General features: G+C 50.1%; 18 protein-coding genes and 1 pseudogene. 6 read left to right on the top strand and 13 right to left on the bottom strand.

Annotated features, from left to right (window positions below; translation table 11 throughout):
* Together pyk and B2Z72_RS16235 are read right to left on the bottom strand one after the other, a co-directional pair.
* Positions 1-1,421 (bottom strand): pyruvate kinase (gene pyk / locus B2Z72_RS16240; protein WP_297005296.1); only part of this gene is annotated, 1,421 nt, incomplete at its 3' end.
* Positions 1,422-1,673: 252 nt separating this feature from the next.
* Positions 1,674-2,054 carry a cupin domain-containing protein gene (locus B2Z72_RS16235; protein WP_296985839.1) on the bottom strand — a complete coding sequence of 127 codons (381 nt, stop codon included), beginning with the start codon at positions 2,052-2,054 and terminating at the stop codon, positions 1,674-1,676.
* Between the two features lie 222 nt (positions 2,055-2,276).
* Between B2Z72_RS16235 and B2Z72_RS16230 the strand changes: the two genes are divergently transcribed.
* Positions 2,277-3,272 carry a rhodanese-related sulfurtransferase gene (locus B2Z72_RS16230; protein WP_296985837.1) on the top strand — a complete coding sequence of 332 codons (996 nt, stop codon included), beginning with the start codon at positions 2,277-2,279 and terminating at the stop codon, positions 3,270-3,272.
* A 49-nt stretch (positions 3,273-3,321) separates the two neighbouring features.
* Here the strand turns inward: B2Z72_RS16230 and B2Z72_RS16225 are convergent, their stop codons facing one another.
* The 3 genes from B2Z72_RS16225 to B2Z72_RS16215 all read right to left on the bottom strand — a co-directional run bounded on the left by B2Z72_RS16225 (position 3,322) and on the right by B2Z72_RS16215 (position 8,816).
* The gene (locus tag B2Z72_RS16225) at positions 3,322-7,089 is read right to left on the bottom strand and encodes an SIR2 family protein (RefSeq protein ID WP_296985835.1); all 3,768 of its coding nucleotides are present in this window, start codon (positions 7,087-7,089) and stop codon (positions 3,322-3,324) included.
* 211 nt (positions 7,090-7,300) lie between these two features.
* Positions 7,301-8,248, bottom strand: coding sequence for a glutathione S-transferase family protein (locus B2Z72_RS16220; protein WP_296985832.1), 948 nt, complete (start codon positions 8,246-8,248; stop codon positions 7,301-7,303).
* A gap of 121 nt (positions 8,249-8,369) precedes the next feature.
* Positions 8,370-8,816: a DoxX family protein gene (locus B2Z72_RS16215; protein ID WP_296985829.1), complete on the bottom strand. Its 447-nt coding sequence runs from the start codon at positions 8,814-8,816 to the stop codon at positions 8,370-8,372.
* Positions 8,817-9,025: 209 nt separating this feature from the next.
* On the opposite strand from B2Z72_RS16215, the gene B2Z72_RS16210 reads away from it, so the two are divergent.
* Positions 9,026-9,937: a LysR family transcriptional regulator gene (locus B2Z72_RS16210; protein WP_296985827.1), complete on the top strand. Its 912-nt coding sequence runs from the start codon at positions 9,026-9,028 to the stop codon at positions 9,935-9,937.
* A gap of 18 nt (positions 9,938-9,955) precedes the next feature.
* Here the strand turns inward: B2Z72_RS16210 and B2Z72_RS16205 are convergent, their stop codons facing one another.
* Together B2Z72_RS16205 and B2Z72_RS16200 are read right to left on the bottom strand one after the other, a co-directional pair.
* Positions 9,956-10,147 carry a hypothetical protein gene (locus tag B2Z72_RS16205; RefSeq protein ID WP_296985824.1) on the bottom strand — a complete coding sequence of 64 codons (192 nt, stop codon included), beginning with the start codon at positions 10,145-10,147 and terminating at the stop codon, positions 9,956-9,958.
* A gap of 221 nt (positions 10,148-10,368) precedes the next feature.
* The gene (locus B2Z72_RS16200; RefSeq protein WP_296985823.1) at positions 10,369-11,316 is read right to left on the bottom strand and encodes an MBL fold metallo-hydrolase; all 948 of its coding nucleotides are present in this window, start codon (positions 11,314-11,316) and stop codon (positions 10,369-10,371) included.
* Between the two features lie 192 nt (positions 11,317-11,508).
* Here B2Z72_RS16200 and B2Z72_RS16195 point away from each other — a divergent pair, with 192 nt between their 5' ends.
* Positions 11,509-12,762, top strand: coding sequence for a diguanylate cyclase (locus B2Z72_RS16195; RefSeq protein WP_296985819.1), 1,254 nt, complete (start codon positions 11,509-11,511; stop codon positions 12,760-12,762).
* Positions 12,763-12,785: 23 nt separating this feature from the next.
* Here the strand turns inward: B2Z72_RS16195 and B2Z72_RS16190 are convergent, their stop codons facing one another.
* Entirely contained in the window at positions 12,786-13,514 is a 729-nt protein-coding gene (locus B2Z72_RS16190) for an IclR family transcriptional regulator (RefSeq protein ID WP_296985818.1), read from the bottom strand.
* A 248-nt stretch (positions 13,515-13,762) separates the two neighbouring features.
* Between B2Z72_RS16190 and B2Z72_RS16185 the strand changes: the two genes are divergently transcribed.
* Both B2Z72_RS16185 and B2Z72_RS16180 read left to right on the top strand, forming a co-directional pair.
* Positions 13,763-14,908 (top strand): MFS transporter, encoded by a 1,146-nt coding sequence (locus tag B2Z72_RS16185; RefSeq protein ID WP_296985816.1) that lies wholly within the window; start codon positions 13,763-13,765, stop codon positions 14,906-14,908.
* 359 nt (positions 14,909-15,267) lie between these two features.
* Positions 15,268-15,606: pseudogene (locus B2Z72_RS16180) on the top strand (hypothetical protein); the annotation flags it as partial.
* An 86-nt stretch (positions 15,607-15,692) separates the two neighbouring features.
* Here the strand turns inward: B2Z72_RS16180 and gap are convergent.
* Both gap and B2Z72_RS16170 read right to left on the bottom strand, forming a co-directional pair.
* On the bottom strand, positions 15,693-16,703 hold the full coding sequence (gap, locus tag B2Z72_RS16175) for a type I glyceraldehyde-3-phosphate dehydrogenase (protein WP_296985813.1): 1,011 nt from the start codon (positions 16,701-16,703) through the stop codon (positions 15,693-15,695).
* A 157-nt stretch (positions 16,704-16,860) separates the two neighbouring features.
* A complete protein-coding gene (locus B2Z72_RS16170) occupies positions 16,861-17,946 on the bottom strand; it encodes a TRAP transporter substrate-binding protein (RefSeq protein WP_296985811.1) in 1,086 nt (361 codons plus the stop codon).
* 315 nt (positions 17,947-18,261) lie between these two features.
* Between B2Z72_RS16170 and B2Z72_RS16165 the strand changes: the two genes are divergently transcribed.
* Positions 18,262-18,459 (top strand): hypothetical protein, encoded by a 198-nt coding sequence (locus tag B2Z72_RS16165; RefSeq protein WP_297005294.1) that lies wholly within the window; start codon positions 18,262-18,264, stop codon positions 18,457-18,459.
* Positions 18,460-18,780: 321 nt separating this feature from the next.
* Here B2Z72_RS16165 and B2Z72_RS16160 read toward each other — a convergent pair whose 3' ends face one another.
* The 3 genes from B2Z72_RS16160 to guaA form a co-directional block, all read right to left on the bottom strand.
* Positions 18,781-19,002 (bottom strand): hypothetical protein, encoded by a 222-nt coding sequence (locus B2Z72_RS16160; RefSeq protein ID WP_296985808.1) that lies wholly within the window; start codon positions 19,000-19,002, stop codon positions 18,781-18,783.
* The gene (locus B2Z72_RS16155) at positions 18,978-19,682 is read right to left on the bottom strand and encodes a hypothetical protein (RefSeq protein ID WP_296985806.1); all 705 of its coding nucleotides are present in this window, start codon (positions 19,680-19,682) and stop codon (positions 18,978-18,980) included. Before B2Z72_RS16155 ends, B2Z72_RS16160 begins: the two co-directional genes overlap by 25 nt.
* 238 nt (positions 19,683-19,920) lie before the next feature.
* Positions 19,921-21,501: a glutamine-hydrolyzing GMP synthase gene (guaA, locus tag B2Z72_RS16150; protein WP_296985804.1), complete on the bottom strand. Its 1,581-nt coding sequence runs from the start codon at positions 21,499-21,501 to the stop codon at positions 19,921-19,923.
* Positions 21,502-21,613: the final 112 nt, after the last annotated feature.

Genomic DNA, 21,613 nt, shown 5'->3' with positions numbered 1-21,613 from the left:
ATTTTCATGGTGTTGGTGCCGCCCTGAGCATTCAGGTATTCACCACGGGTAATCACCACGATGTCGCCGGACTCAAGACAACCACGCTCTTTCAGAACGTCGATAGCTTTCGGGTTAATCGCATCCGGTTCCAGTTCATCCGCATGGAAATCCACTGGCTGCACGCCGCGATACAGAGCAACACGGTTCTGTGTATCTTCACGACGGGCAAAGGCGTAGATCGGCAGATGTGAACGCAGACGGGACATCAGACGCGGGGTCGCACCGGATTCTGTCAGCGAGATAATCGCTTTACAGCCCACCATGTGATTCGCAGCGTAAACAGCCGACAGTGCAATGGTTTCATCCATGTCATGGAAGTCCTGATGCAGACGGTGTTTGGAACGCTTGGACAGCGGGTTGCGCTCCGCACCAATAATAATGCGGCTCATGGCTTCAACGGTTTCGACCGGGTAATCGCCGGCTGCGGTTTCAGCTGACAGCATAACGGCATCGGTGTAATCCAGTACCGCGTTGGCCACGTCGGATACCTCAGCGCGGGTTGGCATTGGCGAAGCGATCATGGATTCCATCATCTGAGTTGCGGTAATCACCGGCTTATTCAACTGACGGGAACGGGCAATAATGCGCTTCTGCACACCCACCAGCTCAGCATCACCAATTTCAACAGCCAGGTCACCACGGGCAACCATCACAGCATCAGAGGCGAGAATAATATCGTCTAGGGTCTGCTCGTCCTGCACACATTCTGCACGTTCAATTTTAGAAACCAGACCAGCCGTACCGCCGGCAGCGGTCAGCAGCTCACGGGCTTCATTCATATCGTGTGCGTCACGCGGGAAAGACACGGCCAGATAATCCACTTTCATGGAGGCTGCCAGTTTGATGTCTTCTTTGTCTTTGTCGGTCAGTGCACGCGCAGACAGACCACCACCCTGACGGTTAATGCCTTTGTTGTTCGACAACCAGCCGCCAACGATCACTTTAGTCACCAGACGATCGTCGTGCTTTTCCGTTACTTCCAGCTCAATACGGCCATCATCCAGCAACAGGATATCGCCAGGGCTGCCATCGTTGATCAGTTGCTGATAGTCGATACCCACCTGGTGTTCATCGCCCTCTTCGTTACCCAGTGATGCATTCAGGGTAAAGGTCTGGCCGATTTCCAGACGGACTTTCTGTTCTTTGAAACGCGCAATACGGATCTTAGGCCCCTGCAGGTCACCCAGGATCGCAACAAAGCGACCGTGTTTTTTTGCTGCACGACGAACTTTTTCTGCACGCTCAATGTGATCTGCGGCCTCACCGTGAGAAAAGTTGAGACGGAAGACATCCGCTCCGGCCAGGATCAGTTTTTCGATAACTTCATCGCTGCTGCTGGCAGGTCCGAGCGTGGCAACGATTTTGGTGCGTTTTTGCATGAGTTTTCTCCGGCTTAATTCTGCACTTAGATTACACCAGCCATGGTAAGACCGATAGCAGAAAGGGACTGACAATCATTCATTCAACAGTGTGTTTACCTGAGACAGAGTCTGAACCGTAAAGATCTCAGATTTATTAAAAATAAATTCACCACAAAAATTAACATAACGGGAAATACAGACAAAAATGGGTGGTTTTCCGCCCATTTGACGCCGGTTTAAAAATAGCGGTACAAAAATTACGCTATGAATTTATTCTGCATTTTCCAGATCGACATACGCCTGTGGTTCAAACCTCGGCGTACACAGCGCAAGAAATTCCAGTACCTCGCTGCCGGTGTTGGTAATGCGCTGGCGAACACCCGGCGGAATCACCAGAACATCGCCCCGGGTCAGATCCAGCGCAGGCTCATCCCCCACTTCAGCTGACCCCACGCCGGCAACAATCAGATAACGTTCAGTGGTACCCAGCAGTTTATGCCAGCGGGTGGTTTCCCCTGGCAGTACCCGGGCCCGGGCAACTGACAGCTGAGGGTCCGCTGCGGTGTTCAGTAACTCATTGATATAACAGCCTTCGTCAAAGAAGTAGTCTTTATCTTCGCGAAAGCGCTCGGTAAAAGGAGTATCCGACATATTATTCCCTACACTCTTCATGGTCATATCCGACTTTTTTACTCAGATAAGCCCTGTATAATCAGCGCCCTTCCGCCAGTCCGGCTGTCAGGCATCTGCCACTCACGCATCAGCCCACAAACACCAGGCTCTGAAGCACCGGGACCTGAAGTACCCGGCTTGCGGAAGCAAGCAATGTTCAATATGCACCGGATTTACGCTCCGGCCAGCAGAGAGATAATTATGACCCAATATTCTGAATCGCACCCGATTGTGGTGTGCGCGATGTACAAGTTTGTCACCCTGAGCGACTTTGAAGCCCTGCGCGAGCCACTGTATCAGGAAATGAAGCGTCTGGATGTGCGCGGCACCCTGCTGCTCGCCAGCGAAGGTATCAACGGCACTGTAGCCGCTACCCGCGAAGGCATAGACGGCCTCCTCAACTACCTGAAAAACGATCCGCGTCTGGCCGACATCAGCTACAAAGAATCGTACGATGCGGAAAACCCCTTCTACCGCACCAAGGTCAAACTGAAAAAAGAGATCGTGACCATGGGCGTGGAAGGCATTGATCCGAAGCGCGTGGTAGGTACTTACGTAAAACCCGCCGACTGGAATGCGTTAATTTCTGATCCGGATGTGGTGCTGGTTGATACCCGTAACGACTATGAAGTGGATATTGGTACCTTCAAAGGCGCCCTCGATCCACGCACCAAAACCTTCCGCGAATTTCCGCAGTATGTGAAAGACAATCTTGATCCGGCGAAAAATAAAAAAGTCGCTATGTTCTGTACCGGTGGTATCCGCTGTGAAAAATCCACCGCCTATCTGAAAGAACAGGGATTTGATGAGGTCTATCACCTGGAAGGTGGCATCCTCAAATATCTGGAAGAAGTGCCGCAGGAAGAATCCATGTGGGAAGGCGAATGTTTTGTCTTCGATAACCGCGTTGCGGTAAACCACAGTCTGGAAAAAGGCATTTACGATCAGTGCCATGCCTGTCGCCGTCCGATCACAGAAGCCGATAAAGAACGGCCGCAATACGAAGCCGGTGTCAGCTGCCACCAGTGTTTTGACGAATACAGCGACGAACAGCGCCAGCGCTTCCGTTCCCGTGAACAACAGATGGAACTGGCCCGTGAACGCGGTGAAGCGCACATCGGTTCTGAAACGGAAGAAACCATCCGCAAACGCCGGGGAGAAAAGCTGGCGTTTAAAGAAGCGCAGCGTCAGAAGTAACAACTCAGAGCCACGGCAACACGCCGTGGCTCTTACCAGCGTCTGGCCGTCAATTCATTTCAACCAGTTCGAATAATCGCTGATATCGACGATCTGTTTCCAACTCGGGGGCGCTTTCAATCACAATTTCAATAATTGCTTTAAGCTCTGGTGATATTTGTGTCCCGGTGACTCTATCCATCATATCCAGCACCAATTCAGGAAAGCGTTTAGTTAAACACTCTTCATCTTTTAAATCGTGAGTAAACCGGTAAAGCCAAAAATCACTGTAAGCAACTGGATTTAAGAATTTCTTTATCGTTTCATAAACCTCAGGAAAAGATTCACCCGTATCATCAAGCAAATTGATCCATGCCTTTACAGAGGCAGACGTACGATATTTCGATTCCAAGGGCCATACATTCTTAACGAACGGAATTACATACAAATTCCAGCCATTTTCATCTACTTGAGCGACTTGCCCCAACCAAAGGATAAATTCATTACGAGCATCAGCCGTAGAGTACCTTAGTATGCTTCTCATTTCAGGGGCAGACAATTGATTGGGATCTGCTTCTGGTAAGAACATATACATTTGTGCTAACCATTGAATAGCATATTTATACATGTCGTCCTCCCAATACAATGTATTCATCCATGGTACAAAATCATTCAATAGTGGCCTTATTTCCGTTAAGACCTGGTCGGTTGGGCGTTGACCGGCTCGTATAAAGCCATCCCAAGCTGGCTCAGCAAGCGAGTGTTCAAAGCTAAGTATAGGGATCAGCGATTCTGATGCCCATAAAGGATCAACATGCATAAGCCAGTTTAACTGCATCATAAAGATCGACGTTGCATGATCAGCCCCCTCACCAGGTGCAGTCATTAATTGTTCAATACGTGATTTAACCCCTTTTGGTAAAGCTGGCTTTATATCTTCCGGAACGGAATTTATCAGTGCATTAGCACAATTACCTATTGGGCTGTTTATCGCATAGTGATAAGTTCTACGAGATTCTACAAGGGCCTTACCACCTCGCCTAGCTTCACCCAATGAACTCTCCGTAGCCTCTTCACCAGCACCAAGAAAGTAGCCCACTATTCGATCAAAAAGCTTCCAACCAAGAGTTTCGTCAATTTCAAGAATAGAGTTCAGATTGCCTTTTATCCAATTTCCAAGTGAATATCGCAATTCAACAACTACATTATCAGGAAGACTGATTAATCTATTTACCAAACTAAGCTTTAAAGTTACAGAAGCATTGACTGGGAAATGAGCTATTAGATCCTTCCACAAGTGAGCAGGATAATTATTTTTTTTAGATTCAAGAACCAAGGACCTCAGAGCCTTTAAAGGTCTATTCTTAATCAGCCCTACAAATGGACGATATTCTACAGAGCGATCATCACTGCGCAACTCCTCCATGACTTGTTCAATAACCTGATCCACAGGAGCATTCAACAAACTTCCGGGTGATTCATCAACATGCACAGAATAGGTACGGGAACAACTGAGACTCACAGCGCCCTGAACCCATAAGTCATTCCAACGGGGGATTTTCTTGATAATAGAATTCAAATGATTATGCTGATCATCCGAAACAGAACATCCATTGAGCTCCAGATATCTTCCATAACGAGCTGCCAACTCTGATCGCCGCTTAGCATATACTTCTTCAGTCCAGTGAGCTTCCCGATCCGGCCCAACTAAGATCCTATCAATCAACCGATGACGATGATCCATTGAAAATTCCGACCAACGATCAACGAGAAGAAAAAGTAATTCTCTTGATACAGACCTATCCCAAAACGCTTCTTGAGAAAAAGACAGCAGAGTTTCAGCAGCAGTGGAAGCTTCAAAAACTTGCTCTTTGGAAAGCGCATAGAGCTTAAATTTTCGGAAGAAAAATGCATCGCTTTCCGACCACTGACTTGCAACGCTTTCTGCTATTTTCGGTTGTTTTTCAGATAATAGATCAAATAAATGAACAAAGAATAATACTGCCTCCGACATCTTCTCGCCAAGCGGTCTCCCATCCATTTCCCTTCCTGGATACAAGGTAGGAGAGGAAAAGTAAGGGTTTTCAATATCCTTCAGCAAACCTGAAGCGAGCAGAAACTGATCTTCAATAACACGAAAGACTTGAGTAATTACATCATCAGGGACATCCAAAGTCTCTTTATATCTTTCCAGAAATTTGACTTCAAAATTCCCGATATCATATATCTTGACGTTATCCCAAGTTAGCGCAGGCGGCTTGGATTTCGCTATACCTAATGGCAGACTAATTTCGATCCTAGGAGTAGCCACCTCACGAAAAAATCGCAAAACACTAGGCGACCACCCTTCTTTTAAAACTCTGTCTTTAAGCAGATACCAGTCAAAATCATGAAAAAAGCTCTGAACATGCTTTTGATGCTCAAGCAGCAAATTCCATATATGAGTAGCCCTAGGCGGCAGATCATTTACACGTTGAAAATTCAAAGTTAGCTGCTGCAATAACCTTGGATGTAATCCACTTTGTCGAGCTATCCACCATGCAATAACCGGACTTTGAATAGAGTTAACAATCCAATCCACCAGGTATCCCAACCTAACGGGAATAATCTCAAACCCTGCAGCTTGCATTGGGCTTAATGAGTGTCCTTCGGTTGGATTATCGTCACCATTACGCCATACCAACACGCTATCGTCAGCTATGATTTTACGTTGCCCTTCGATAGAAAGGGTCTCTTTATCATCATCCAATCCATAAGCATCACTAGGGAAAAATACTTCATTATCTTCGGTATAACTCTTACTCGGTTCGGCAGACCGCACACGAGAATCAAAAACACAAATCCACTCTGGATGGGCTGGCGGATTTGCACTTGCAAACAACTTAGCTCCTCGAGTAGTACGAAGTGCATGCACTACTTGTCCACGCTCATACGGCTCTAAGCTTTTCGGATCCTTGTTTGCAGAAGCAATAACAGACTCCAGCCATTGTCGCGGATGATCTTTTCGTTCAGCCCAACTCTTCAATGTCTGCCATAAATCGTCGTGCTCGCTATACGCAATAGCTGTAACACCACGATCCCGCCATTCAGCTTCAACATCCTCTGCTCTGCCACGGCTAAATGCATATAAGCGCGAACGGTCATGCTGGCTATCGCGACTCAAACCTTGAAGCAAATATTTAACCGGCGGGTCTTCTGCGCGGTAGCCCAATAGGACAACAGTGTAATGCCTCAGTAAATTTCTGACGAACTTTGTTGCCCACCCTTCCGAAAGATATGCACGACCAAAATCAGCGCTGCTTAACACATATCCATGACTCTCTGCATCTATATCTGCTAACCGACCATGAAGGTAGGTAATACCTTCGATACCGGAACCAAGCGACAAATCTGGCAATGCAGGTGGTATATGGATTTTTGGTCCATTACCGTCCTCGTTAAGTTCAAACAGCACATCAAAGTTTGTGGTAACAACCTGGGGATGTCCGGCTTGACTGGATGATATTCGTTTAATCCAATCATGGTGATTACTGCATGTCAGCATCGAAGGGGCCGTACGCAAGCGTTCCGCTACAACTTCGTCCACCTCTTCCTTTACAAATTCCTGATATAGAAAGTGGAAAACCTGATCCAAAGGCAGATTATTTTCAAAATCCTTCCGAATATTGGAGTCTTGAGACGGATTAAAAGAATCAATGACCTGACTTGTTAACTCTTTAAAGTCAGGCAGACCGGCAGGTTTAGAAACTCCTGCACCACAAAGGAATACAACACGTCCATCATCACAATGCTGTAGCAGTTGATCGGGAATAGCAGGTCCGCCGCTATGAAATCTCATAGTCTATCTACCACTCTAAAGGATAAGTGGTAACTATACGGCGAGCGAGTTATACAGGGAAGACCTCTATAAAAAGGTTTATTCGATTACTCCCGAGTCATTCCAGTACAATACACACAATTAAAAATTGATATAGATGAAGAAAGGCCACCACGCCGAGACATGGGAGCCTGATAAGAGTAGATGCTATACAAACATGGTTTACTGATGATCAGATTTCATACGGACCCACCGGTACGATCCCGGATGGATTCAGATCTTTAATCGAGTAATAACCTGCTTTGATGTGATCCAGTTTTACCGTAGCTGCGATACCTGGCAGCGCCAGTACACGTTTCATATAAGCGTGCAGATAAGGCATCTGCTTCAGCATATTGCGGTTGGTTTTAAATAAACCATGGTAGGCCGAATCAAAACGAACCAGTGTTACAAAGGTACGGATATCAGTTTCCGTGAATCCTTCTGCAAACAGAAACTCACGACCATCGGATAAACGCTCTTCCAGTTCATCGAGCATGGTGAAAACGTTGTTGTACGCTTCTTCATAGGCCTGTTGTGAGCTGGCAAAACCGGCCTGATAGACGCCATTATTCAGCTGGCTGTAAATGCGTGGGTTCAGTTCGTCAATCGCACTGGCCAGAGAGTCAGGATACAGATCCAGCGTGTTGCCGGTCAGATGATTAAATGCGGTATTAAACATACGCACGATGTCAGCGGATTCATTATTCACCAGCACATCGTTTTTCTTATCCCACAGTACCGGCACAGTCGCACGGCCATTTACGTGAGGATCGGCATGACTGTAAAGCTCGTGCATATAGGTTTTACCGTGCAGCTCATCGGCCGTCGCACCGGGAAAACCATCAAATTGCCAACCCTGCTCGGTCAGTACCGGGTTCACCACGCTGACGGTAATGTAATCTTCCAGACCTTTTAATGCGCGCGCCATCAGGGTACGCGATGCCCATGGGCAGATATAACCTACGTATAAGTGGTAACGGCCTTTTTCTGCCTTAAAACCAGCATCGCCAGTTGCCCCGGCGCTGCCATCAGCAGTAATCCAGTGACGGAAAGTTGAAGTCTGGCGAATAAAACGGCCGTCTTCATCTTTGCTCTGAACGGCTTTCCATTCCTGATCCCATTTACCATCAACTAACATAAGGTTCTCCTGCAACTTGCTTTACTGCCCTGCCCGCACTGCGGATTCAGACAGGATATAACTGAAATAATTTAGCGGGGTCCGGTGTAAATAACCTGACCCCGGGCGAACGATTTATGACTTATCCGCGCAGACGGGCGTTAATCACGTTATCCACTGCGAAGCGGCCACCACCCTGAATTGCCAGAGATACAGTCACAGCCAGCAGCGCCAGAGCGTATTCATAGCCATTGTTAGAAATAAACAGGCCGTTGCTGATATGAGTACTGAAGATTGCCACCAGCATAGTGAAGGCAGTAACCAGAGCCGCAGGACGGGTCAGCAGACCCAGCACCAGTGCCAGACCACCAAAGAACTCTGCACTACCGGCCAGCAGGGCCATCAGGTATCCAGGTTCCAGACCCAGGCTGGCCATCCATTGACCGGTGCCTTCCAGACCGTAGCCACCGAACATACCGAACAGTTTTTGTGAGCCGTGAGCAGCCAGAGTCAGACCAACCGGTACACGCAGAACCAGAGGAGCGAAGCCAGCTTTAGAAGAAGTCAGGGTTTTGATCAGTTTTTTCATCGTCGTATCTCCATAGTATTGTTAATGCGTATCAGGCATCGGATGGGTCAGCCAGAGGGTTGTTTGTCTCTGTTGCCCTGTTTGCCTCAGCGCTTGATGTATACTTTAGCTATCCCCATCACGAAGAAAAACAGGCTTTTCATTGCATAATTAGCAATAATTCATTGATAATCGCCTTTTCACTCCATTCGCAGCAGGCAGGAGCACCTATGGACCGGATTCTGGCGATGAAAACCTTTGTGACCGTGGCCACTGAAGGCTCCTTTTCCCGCGCCGCCGAGCGCCTTGAGCAATCACCACAGCTGGTCAGCAAATATGTCTCCTGGCTGGAGGAACACCTGGGTACCCGCCTGATGAACCGCACTACGCGCAAGGTCAGTCTGACCGAAGGCGGCGAAACCTACCTGCAACGGGCTCAGCAGGTTCTGGCGGATATCGATGACATGGAAAACGAGGTGAATAATCTGCAGGGGGCCGCCCGTGGGGTATTGCGCATATCCGCGCCTGTGTCCTTTGCCATCCAGCATCTGCCGCGTCTGGTCAGCGAATTCCAGCAGGCCTATCCCGATGTGGTGGTCGATCTGCAATTGAACGACCGCAAGGTGGATATTCTTGAAGAAGGCTTTGATATTGCCCTGCGCATCGGCCATCTGAAGAGTTCGTCCTTTATCGCCAAACGCATCGCGCCGGTGCGGCTGGTCACCTGCGCTTCGCCTGATTATCTGGCGCAGAACGGCACGCCCCAGCATCCGGACGAACTCGGCTGTCATCGCTATCTGCGTTACAGCTACATGGCCGACGACATGAGTTTTGCCAACACTGGCAACAGCACAGCGCCAACGGTCAGCCGGGCAACCAATACCAGTATGATCGCCAATAACGGCGACGTTCTGGTCGAAGCCGCCATTGCCGGCAGCGGTATTGTGATTCAGCCAACCTTTATTACCGGCCCGGCCATTAAATCCGGCAAACTGGTACCGGTACTGACAGCGTATGAACCGGAACCGCTCGGGCTTTACGCTATGTACGCCCACCGCCGCCTGTTATCCAGTAAAGTGCGCTGCTTCCTCGACTTTATCGATGGCTATTATGGCGAACCGCCCTACTGGGATAATTTCTGACAGATAAGCGAACATTAATCACCGGATAACGTGCAAACGGTTACGGGAGGTGATCTGCGATTCAGCCTCCCGTGACGATATTTCCGTAACACTGCTGTTATCTTCATTAACGCTGTAGCGCTCTTCATACAAAGCTTGCCCGGCATTGGCATTGGCGACGGACATGGCCATGGTAAACAGTGCCACCGTGGTTAATCTGCAGAATTTCATAACCTTCTCCCGGTTTATTTACACTTACAGCAGGAACCTGATTGCAGGACTTGTGCTGGATAAGTTGATTGAGCTCAGCTCCTCTTTTCAGATAAAAGAAAGCCCAGATAAAAGAGAGCACAACCAGCAAAGAGAAAATTTTGCGCTATTAATGTTCCCGGCATTTACAAAACCCGACAAATATAACGCGAAGAATCTGCCACAGAGGGATGCTGAGCTAATCAGTGGCTCAGCCAAACCTCCAGCCCCTGAGCATTCAGATTGGCATCGGTTGCCAGCCAGCGACGGCAGAAGTCTTCGCTCAACGGCAGATTGCGTTCCTGAATCCGCGCGTACAGCCAGTCGCTGATGTCCTGCGCCATACGCTCTGTACGCCCTTCAGGCGCTTCGCGGTACTGCTCAGCAATAGCTACCAGGGCATCCAGTGATGCCAGCAACTGCCCTATATTGTCCGCACTGGGCTCGACACTGCCGTAATGCGTAAGAAACAGTTCCGCCGGTTTCAAAGCGGCTATGCGCTCGATACTGGCGCGCATGGCCAGTGGATCAAAATGCACCGGAGTGGTGGTGACAAACAGCAGAATGGAGCCATCGTCACCATCGAACTGGCGATACGACAGGCCACAGGTATCTCCGGTAAAGACACCGTTACTGAGTGAATCGTGAATGCATACGTGGTGCATTGCATGTCCTGGCGTATCGTAAAAGGTCAGCGTGCGGCCATGGAAATCCAATGTCATTTCATCGGTCGCGGCCATAACCCTGTCTTCAGCGACCGGAATCAGACTGCCATACAGCTGCTGGTATTTTTCTTCGCCGTACACAGCTTTGGTTCCCGCCTCCAGTTTTGCCGGATCAACCATGTGCCGGACACCGCGCGGATGCACAACCAGTTTTGCGTTCGGACATTTCTGCATCAGCGCTCCGGCACCGGCAGCGTGGTCCAGATGAATATGCGTCAGAATGATCCAGTCGACAGCCTCTGCTGTGAGACCCTGCTGCTCAATCGCCTGCATAATGGTCGCCACGGTATTGGCAGTACCGGTTTCAATAATGGCCAGGCGATCTTTTTGACGCATCAGGTACACAGACGCGAGTCCTGGCGCAATGTAGTCTGCATCCAGCTGATAAATGCCACTTTCATTATTGTTATAGAGATTCTGTGTCATAGCGCGTCCTGTCTGGTTGTCGTGATTTCCGCTGCCCCGGTCATCGGGCCGACCGGAACTGATTCGCAATAATAAGCAGATTAATAATACAGAAGACTGACGACTATACGACTTCAGTGGTTAACCCTGTATTTCGCCTGCATAAATGACTGTTGGGTCTATACTCGCATTAAACCCATTTAAACGCGTCTTATGGCTAAATTTCTGCTTGTCGAAAATGACCCACTGGTCATCCGCATTATCCGTCACCTGTTCAACCCCGAAGGCGTTGACACACTGACGGTGGTGAATTCACGGGAACAGCTGAAATCAGAACTTCAGCAGGACGAACCCGTGGCAGCCGCGCTGGCGGACATTCATCTGCCTGATGCCCTGAATGGCGAAGCCACAAAAGATCTGCTTACCGCCGGCATAGCCACGGTTATTCTCACCGGCAGTGAAGACACCAGCGCCCGTGATCAGTGGCTGCGTGAAGGAGCTGTTGACTACATAAACAAAGAAGGACGCTACTGGTATCCCTACGCCACCCGGTTGCTGAAACAACTGCAGCTGAATCAAAAGCGGAAGATTCTGATCGTGGAAGATTCATTGGTGGAAATGGAAAGCATGGCAGCGGTACTGGAATTAAACCGCTATTCAGTGATTAAGGCTGAATCATCCGAGCAGGCACTGGACATTCTGCAACGCGACCCGGATATCCGCCTGATGACGGTCGATCACCAGCTGCCGGGGATGAATGGCCTGGAGCTGATCCAGACCATCCGCTACAAATTTCCCGACCGGCCGATGTCGATTATCGGTGTTTCCGCGGTGCCGCGCAGCAGCGCACAACTGTCGATGGACTTCATCCGCAGTGGCGCTGATGATTTCCTGCACAAACCCTTTAATCTGCAGGAATTTATTTACCGCATTAATAACAATGCGCAGATGATCGACGCCTATGTGCAGCTGAAAAATCAGGCTGAGCAGGACTTTCTCACCGGCCTCTACAACCGCCGCTACTTTATGCACCAGGCGGAAGAGTTGATTAACAAAACCCGCTCACAAATGCGCAAGACCATGGTCAGCATGGACATCGATCACTTCAAGAAAGTGAACGATCATTTTGGTCATCATGCCGGTGATCTGGTATTGCAGGCAGTCGCCAGAACCATGCACGAAGAGCTGGCCCCGCTGTTACTGGCACGTACCGGCGGTGAAGAGTTTTCTGTTCTTATTCCGGCGCATTCTGCTGCTGAAGTTCAGGCGCTGATGGAAAATCTGCGTCAGCGCATTGCGGCCCTGAAAATTGATGTGGAAGACGGCGATATACTGTCGGTGACCATCAGTATTGGCGCCTGTACCTCCATGGATCAGGATCTGAACACACTGTGGAACACCGCCGATGAGGCGCTTTACAGCGCTAAACTGAATGGCCGCAACCAGGTAGTCAGCCTGAGCGCTTAATTCCGCTGCCAGGCTGCGTATACTCAGTCCTGGGCTTCACCAAACAAGGCGTCAATTTCCGCTCTGGTCTGCAGCAGACTGCTGCGCAGGGATTCCAGATCACGTTCAAACCTCAGATCCGGTACCGCCAGCGCCAGACCATACAGTTCCCTGCCCCCGGTATTCAGTGCAACCCCCAGCGCACATACGCCAGCAGCGTGCTCCTGCAGATCCACACCCAGCCCGTGACTGCGGATAACCTCAAGCTCCTGCAGCAGTGATGTCCTGCTTTCATGGGAGGCATCAGTTCGCCGGATCAGCGCTTCTTCCGGAAACAGTTCTTTTACTGCATTGTCATCCAGAGTCGCCAGCATCGCCTTACCGTGTGCCGTCATATGCAACGGAAAAGCTGTCCCCAGAGGAGATACCACACGCAATTCCTGATCCGACATCACCTGATCCACCAACAGCGCGTGCTGGCCGCGAAACACACACAGATCCACGGTTTCGCGGGTGCGCCAAGCCAGTCTTTCCAGCAGCGGACGTAAGCGCGAAATCACCCGCTCATGGCTGCTGGCAGCCAGCCGCACAAGCCCTGTACCCAAACGCCAGACACCATCCTGATACAGGGTCAGATCTTCTTCCTGCAAGGCCGAGCAGAGACGGTGCAAAGTCGATTTCGGAATTCCGGTGTGAGTAATAAGCTCGTTGAGAGTCAGCCCCTGTGGGTGCTGCTCAAGTGCGCGCATCACAGCAGCTGATTTGGCGATCACCTGAATTCCATGACTGTCTTCCTTTCCCACTCCGGCCTCCCAATAAAAACCGCTTAACGCTTGTCTGTGTCGTAGTGCTGGTTGCACCCGCTGTGGCTATTGTCCTGATTTCCGTGGCAATTAACAAAGTCTTCCGCAGACAGAACAAATAACCGCCACAAACGACAATCATTCATATAAAATACCAAATCCTACTATGTGGGATGCAAATCCCATTTTAAAGAATTCAGTATTTTGAGGAAAACACCATGTCTGAGCCAACGCCATCCAGAGCAACGGCTATCACTCTGCTGTGCGTAGCCTGCCTGACCATCATGGTTGGCTGTGTCATTGTGCCGGGCCTGCCCATAATTGCCCCGGCACTGGGCATGGAAGCGGCTGCGGGCTGGCTGGTCACCGTGCCTTCCCTGGGCGTCGTACTGTTCGGCCCTCTGGCGGCCTACATAATCCACCGCTACGACATGTACACATCTCTGCTGGCGGGCCTGGCTGCTTACGGTGTATTTGGTGTTTGCGGTGCTTTTTTAGCCGACAGCTGGCTGATCTTTGTTGACCGTCTGTTACTGGGCGGTGCGACGGCACTGGTAATGGCCTCAGGAACGGGACTGATCTCAGTGTTTTACGAAGGCAAAGCCAGAATGAACATGATGGCGCGCCAGGGCATGGCGATTGAACTGGGCGGTGTCATTATGCTCAGCCTGGGCGGCATCCTGGCAGGCATCAGCTGGTACTGGCCGTTTGCCCTGTACCTCAGTGCCTGGTTGTTATTCATAATGGTACTTATCTTTGTGCCGCATCCGCAGACGCACAACCACGGTTCTGCTGACAGTGACAGCATCCGCATTCCAGCCGCCATCCGCCTTCTTTATTTTTCTGCCCTGATGGCCATGGTGGCGTTTTTCAGTGCCATTATTCTGCTGCCATTTAAGTTACACGCACTGGGCTTCAGCGAAGCTCAGACCGGTTACCTGCTGTCTTTTGTCTCTCTGATCGCTGTTGTGGCGGCGGGCTTTATGCCCAAAGCGGTGCGCGGACTGGGCGAATACCGGACGCTGGTCACTGCCTTTGTGCTGTACACCTGTGCACACCTGGCATTTGCCGCGGCAGAGTCATTAGCCGCATTGGTCGCAGCAGCAATTCTGCTCGGCGCCGGATTTGGCCTGAGCATTCCACTGGTTAACTTTATGACGGTAGAACAAAGTCACCCGCAACAGCGTGGGCGACTGCTGGCATTTCTGTCGATGGCGGTTTTTTCAGGTCAGTTTCTGTCATCCTTTATGGATGTATTTCCACAGCCACTGGGACTTCTGGCGGCATCTGCGCTGAGTTGTTTCAGTGCCGTTGTCATCGTGATAACGCACAGGCGCATCCGCGCACGTCATGCAGTCAGCTGATCCGCAGGCAATGTTCGCACACTGAAGTGAATCCATTCATCGACAGGCCGCGTGTATTCTGAAATTCAAAGCAGGCGCGCGGCGCTCAAACACAGACAAGCAGCAATCAGACACAGACACGCTGTGCTTCAATCCGGCAAGCGGCACGCTAAAAGCGGTAAAGATAAATACCGCCGGATTTCCTCTGCAACAATCACACAAGCTGATGCAACAGTGTCGGTAATTATACGGACTATCCCTCCTCCCATGACGCCGTATGATGGACGCTCACTATCTTTGTAGTCGCTCTCTGTGCCGCCACTCTGTAAACGCTACGGCCTGAGAGCAACGCTGGACAAAAACAGCTCACTACTGGCTGCACTCAGAACGATGGTCCGCTGGATCTGAGCAACTGTGTTGGCCAGTATGATCTGCATATCTGCACCCCGGAAAGTGCAACCACGACGCATTACTTCTTCGCCACCCGACGCAACCATCTGGAAGAAGACGGCGAATTTAATGAAATGAAAATCAAAGCCATGCACGACGCCTTCGTCACCGAAGATGGCCCTGCACTGGATGCGGCACACAAAGAAATGGGCACCAACGACCTGTTCAAACTCAACCCGGTGTTACTGCCATCGGATATTGCCGCGGTCAAAGTACGGCGCAAACTCGATGCCTTAGTACAACTTGAGCTGGCAGAATCTGCCGGTTAAAACCACACAGTTCACACAACTGACGAGCAATAAAAAATGGGCAGGACATTATGAATGTCCTGCCCATTTTTTATCTCACGTTAAATTCAATGAGCCATCCAGCGCCTTGCTGTATCCAGCATCCGGTTAGAAAACCCCCACTCGTTGTCGTACCACGCCATCACTTTCACCAGACGCCCGGATACCCAGGTATGGTTACCATCGAACACACTGGACAGTGCGTTGTGATTGAAGTCGATGGAGACCAGCGGCGCGTCGTTGTAACCCAGTACCGCAGAATGCTCCGCAGCGTCAGCCATCAGCCGGTTAACCTCCTCCGCTGTGGTGTCACGTCCGGCAATAAAGGACAAATCCACCATGGATACATTGGCGGTCGGAACCCGCACCGCCAGGCCATCGAGTCTGCCTGCCAGCTGCGGTAATACCAGACCAACCGCCACCGCCGCGCCGGTTTTGGTCGGAATCATGGATTCCGTCGCAGCGCGGGCGCGGTACAGATCCTCGTGACACACATCGGTCAGCTTCTGATCGCCGGTCCAGGCGTGAATCGTGGTCATCAGACCATTTTCAATGCCCAGTGCCTGATGCAGTATCTGAGCGACCGGTGCCAGACAGTTGGTGGTGCAGGAGGCATTCGATACCACCTGCTGACTGGCATTCAGCAACTCATGATTAACGCCGTACACCACAGTAGCGTCGGCGCCGCTGGCCGGTGCAGACACCAGTACCCGTGGTGCTCCAGCACGCAAATGTGCTGATGCCTTTTCCTTACTGGTAAACAGCCCGGTGCATTCCAGCACGATATCCACCCTCTGCTCACGCCAGGGCAGCTCTTCCGGGTTACGCACAGCACAGATGGCGATGCGGTCACCGTTGACCGTCAGACTGTTGTCATCGTGCTGTACATCACCGCCAAAACGGCCATGAACACTGTCATACTGCAGCAGATGAGCATTGGTTGCGGTGGGGGCAAGGTCATTGATGGCAACGACCTGGAGAGGATGAGCGGAGTCTGTGCGGTAGCCGTTCTCGTACAAAGCGCGCAGGATATTGCGGCCAATACGTCCAAAACCGTTAATGGCAATTCTGATGGTCATCAGCCACCTCCTCGGTAACAGGCATTAGTATCAGCCTACACCGGATTGGTGGATGTGCAAGGCAGGACGGATTCCGACTGAGGTGTATTGATTGACGCCGGCCAGCTGAGACGGCCAATACAGAACAGATAGCGGGCCACTCCCTGGCCCCTGAGTTTTATTCGCTGTCGCTGATATCCAGATACGCTTTAGTCGAAATATCGGTCCATGCACGAACCGTTTTCAGATAGCTCGCCTGAGACTCGATAATGCGTTTTGCCTGCTCATCATCAGCGGCCATTTCAGCCAGCAATTCACGATTTGCTACGCGCATGGCGTTCATCACTTCATCCGGGAAGGTTTTCACCTTAATGTCCGGATTTTCCTGCAGCATCTGCTGCCAGGCTTTGGCGTTGGCATCGATCGCCTGCACGTACATATCGAAGGCAGCCACGCGAAAGGCGGTTTCCAGAATCGCACGCAGATCCGCCGGCAGAGATTCCCATTTTTTCTTGTTCACCAGAAACTGAGTTTCAGAACCCGGCTCATGCCATGCTGTGTAGTAAAACGGCGCGATATTCTGGAAGCCCATACGCAGATCAAAGGCCGGGCCGACCCACTCCAGCGCATCAATCGTGCCGCGCTCCAGTGCGGTGTACATTTCACCGGGTGCGATATTGGTTGGGCTTGCACCAACACGGGCAAACACTTCACCGGCGAACCCCGGAATACGCATTTTCAGGCCTTTCAGGTCTTCCAGAGAATTAATCTCTTTTTTAAACCAGCCACCCATCTGAATATCGGAATTACCACCGGGGAATGACAACAGATTGAACGGGCTGTAAACCTCCTGCATCAGTTCCATACCACCACCGCGGTAGAACCAGGCGTATTGCTCTGTGCTCATCATGCCAAACGGCATGGAGGAGAAATACAGCGTATTCGGCACCTTGCCTTTCCAGTAATAAGAGCTGGAATGGCCCAGATCATACTGCCCGGAACGCACCATATCGAACACGCCAAACGGAGACTTGTGTTTGTTGGCAGAATCAATGCGGATCTGCAGACGACCGTTCGACATTTCATTGGCCAGCTTAGCCATATTTTTGCTGGCATCACCCAGAATCGGCGTATTCGCATTCCAGGTTTCGGCCAGAGTCAGACGGTAGACTTTATCGTCGGCATTTACGGAAAAAGAAACAAGAGCAATGGCGACCACGCTAACAGCCTTAAGGAGTTGCGTGACTTTATTGTTAAGGGTCATGGATACCTCGGGTTATGACTCGGCTTCCTCCCTGAAAGCCAGCGGTTAGCACGTATTCATCAGGGCCGACACTTTACCGGTTAGGCGGCCGTTATGCTATGTATTCACCAGCATTGCTGGCGCAATATGCTGCGCCGGAGCAAAAGTCAGCCTGAATTGAACTTCTGGACGCCTTATATTCATAAGAAGCCTGAACAATCGCATCCAATATGGGACACTGCCCAAAGTCTCTGCCCTTACCTTTTCAGCTGTTGGATATACCACCCTCAAGCGCACAAGGGCGCTACGCCTCGATGAACCGGGAATACCTCAACGATGCAGAATCCTCTGATGGTCTGTTCGTCTGATCATCTGAACGTAGCCGTCATTCAGCTTTCCATCGCTATTGGTTCGACACTCGGTGGCCTTCTGTTTGATACCAGCGGGTATCAGACTACTTTTATCGCGAGCGCAGCGATACTGCTACTTTCGGCACTGTTTACCGGACTGACCTCGCGTACAACACCGTCATAACACGCGCTTCACCCTGAATTTCCAGTTCAAAAGCTATCGACGTGGTTTTCTGAAATATATTCGCCCAATATATGTACAAATAGAAAATACAACACCACCGCCGGTGAGTTACTTTCGCCGGCAAAATCTATATGAAGTAATAACCAATCCGAACAGTTAATGCTCAAATACGGAGTCTATGCCCCACGTTTTTAAGTGGTACAAAGCCGTTCTTTTTTTCATACCATCCCGCAAACAACGCAATTTTTTTACTGATAAATCTCCAGATCCACACTGATCTTAGTTGCGACAGATTCGATAAAATCCGAAAAATTTCAGATTTTATTCGAATCTCTGCTCTGCAGCCTCATCTAATTGCTGCTCCCTTTTCCTAATTCCTTCGATCTTGGCTAGCAGTTCTTCAAGCAGCCGTTTGGCGGATGATGCAATATCAGATCGTTCGTGATGAGCCAACTCACCAATAGCATCGACTCTTGGCTGCATTGCATCCGCACGACTACCTGACCATGAGCTCGGCGTCACACTGGCTGCAAAAACTTCCAAAACTGATTCTGGGTCAGGAGATGCTTCCAGAAACTGGATAGCCGCATCAGACAAGGATTTACATTGTTGTTCAGCAGTGGTTGACCAGTGTGCCCATACACTGCCATCACTTGTTGAACGGTACCATAAGGCTTCCAGCCCGAATATCCCTGCCCAAGTTTTTCCTTTACCCACAGCAAAACAGACGGATGCTGGCGCAACCATTGAGCCAATTTTGAGCGATCGTAAAAATCCAAATGCATATGGTCAAAGTTTGGGGTGCCTCGAACAACATCCTGCATTGCCTTGAGACGTTCTGCTCTCTTGGTTGGAGAACAATCATCTGCCAAGCTTACGATAATATAGCTACCACCTTTTGATGCCTGTTCTGCAATTGTTGCTGAGAGCTGCCCATTATCAGACATTTCCTTTTGAATAGCGGCCCTTGGCATTGAATGTTTTTTGGCCTGCAAGATTGTGTCTGGTCTTTCCAGAAACCCTGTACTCAGATTCTCGACTGGCACCTGAACGTGAATATCAATGCCACCATCGGAGGCATTGATAGATCCAGACCAGCGAACGTATGCGGGGCTATGTCCATTTGCTGAAACTTCAGCTTCAGCCAAGCGTGCAATGAGTTCCTCAAGAAGTACGTCGGACAAGCGCAGTAAGTCATTTTTCTCAATATCAAAGATCGCCAAGACACTACCTCTCGAGAGCATTCCATTATTTAAGACCACATATAGATTATTACGTACGCCCCTGATGGTAAAACACTAATAAAGATTGAAGCTGGATGCTTTATGGCGGGTATAAAAAACGGCAGCCGAAGCTGCCGTTATTTGTCTTCTCTGGTGAGACCGCTACCACGTAGTATCAAGTCTAAACCCACATCCCAAAGGTCGGCGGGTTTTTCATCAACAGACTAAAGAGATGGAATTATTCCCACTCAATGGTCGCTGGCGGCTTACTGGAAACATCGTATGTCACACGGGATACGTGTTCGATCTCATTGATAATACGGTTGGAAACTTTCTCCAGCAGTTCGTATGGCAGGTGAGCCCAACGCGCCGTCATAAAGTCGATGGTTTCGACTGCACGCAGTGCGATAACCCATTCGTAACGACGCTGATCCCCTACAACACCCACGGATTTCTGCGGTACGAATACTGCGAAGGCCTGGGATGTTTTGTGGTACCAGTCAAAGTTGTGTAACTCTTCAATGAAAATAGCGTCAGCCTCACGCAGAATATCGGCGTATTCTTTTTTCACTTCACCCAGAATACGGACACCTAAACCCGGCCCCGGGAATGGGTGACGGTAAACCATGTCGTATGGCAGACCGAGTTCCAGACCGATTTTACGCACTTCGTCTTTAAATAATTCACGCAGAGGTTCAACCAGTTCCATCTTCATGTCTTCCGGCAGACCGCCCACGTTGTGGTGGGATTTAATGACGTGTGCTTTACCGGTTTTAGACGCAGCCGATTCGATTACGTCCGGGTAAATGGTGCCCTGCGCCAGGAACGGAACGTCTTTTAATTTACCGGCTTCTTCGTCAAATACGTCGATAAAAGTGTTACCGATGACTTTACGTTTGGCTTCCGGATCGGAAATACCGTGCAACTTGCCGAGGAACAGATCTTCGGAATTAGAGCGGATGACTTTTACGCCCATGTTCTTAGCGAACATGTCCATCACCATATCGCCTTCGTTTTTACGCAGCAGACCGTTATCCACGAAAACACAGGTCAGCTGATCACCAATGGCTTTGTGCAGCAGTGCTGCTACCACGGAGGAGTCCACACCGCCGGAGAGACCCAGCAGAACTTTGTTGGAACCTACCTGAGCACGGACTTTTTCAATCTGGTCTTCAATAATTTTGGCCGGCGTCCACAGAGCTTCACAGCCACAGATGTCGAGCACAAACTGCTCAAGCATGCGCTTGCCCTGCAGTGTATGAGTCACTTCCGGGTGGAACTGTACGCCAAAGAAGTTTTTCTCTGTGTTGTACATACCGGCAATGGCACAGCTTGGTGTGGATGCCATCAGCTCGAAGCCTTCCGGCATTTTTACCACTTTGTCGCCGTGGCTCATCCATACGTCCAGCAGAGATTTGCCAGTGTTTGCATCAACATGATCTTTGATGTCTTTAAACAGCTGGCTGTCGCCTTCAGCCTGAATCTGGGCATAGCCAAACTCACGGATGCTGGAACCTTCTACTTTACCGCCCAGCTGCTCGGCCATGGTTTGCATGCCGTAGCAGATACCCAGCACTGGCAGGCCCATATCAAATACGATCTGTGGTGCGCGCGGGGAGTTTTCTTCGGTTACGGATTCCGGACCACCGGCAAGAATAATACCGGTCGGTTTGTATTCGCGGATTTCCGCTTCGTCCATATCCCAGGCACGGATTTCAGAGAAAACACCGATTTCGCGGACACGACGGGCAATCAGCTGAGTGTACTGGGAGCCAAAATCCAGAATCAGAATGCGTTGTGCATGAATGTCTTGAGACATAATTTTTTTAGTTCCTGAAAATACAAGCGGGGATGCACTGCATCCCCAGACTTATCCGGCACCTCAGCGAAGCGCCCTGTTTTAACCATGAAGCAGACCCGGTGCCTGCTTC

The organism is Thalassolituus sp. UBA6592 (assembly GCF_002433655.1).
Taxonomy (GTDB): domain Bacteria; phylum Pseudomonadota; class Gammaproteobacteria; order Pseudomonadales; family Oceanobacteraceae; genus Venatoribacter.
Note: the sequence above shows the minus strand (reverse complement) of the source record. Positions and strands in the feature narration are given on the sequence as shown.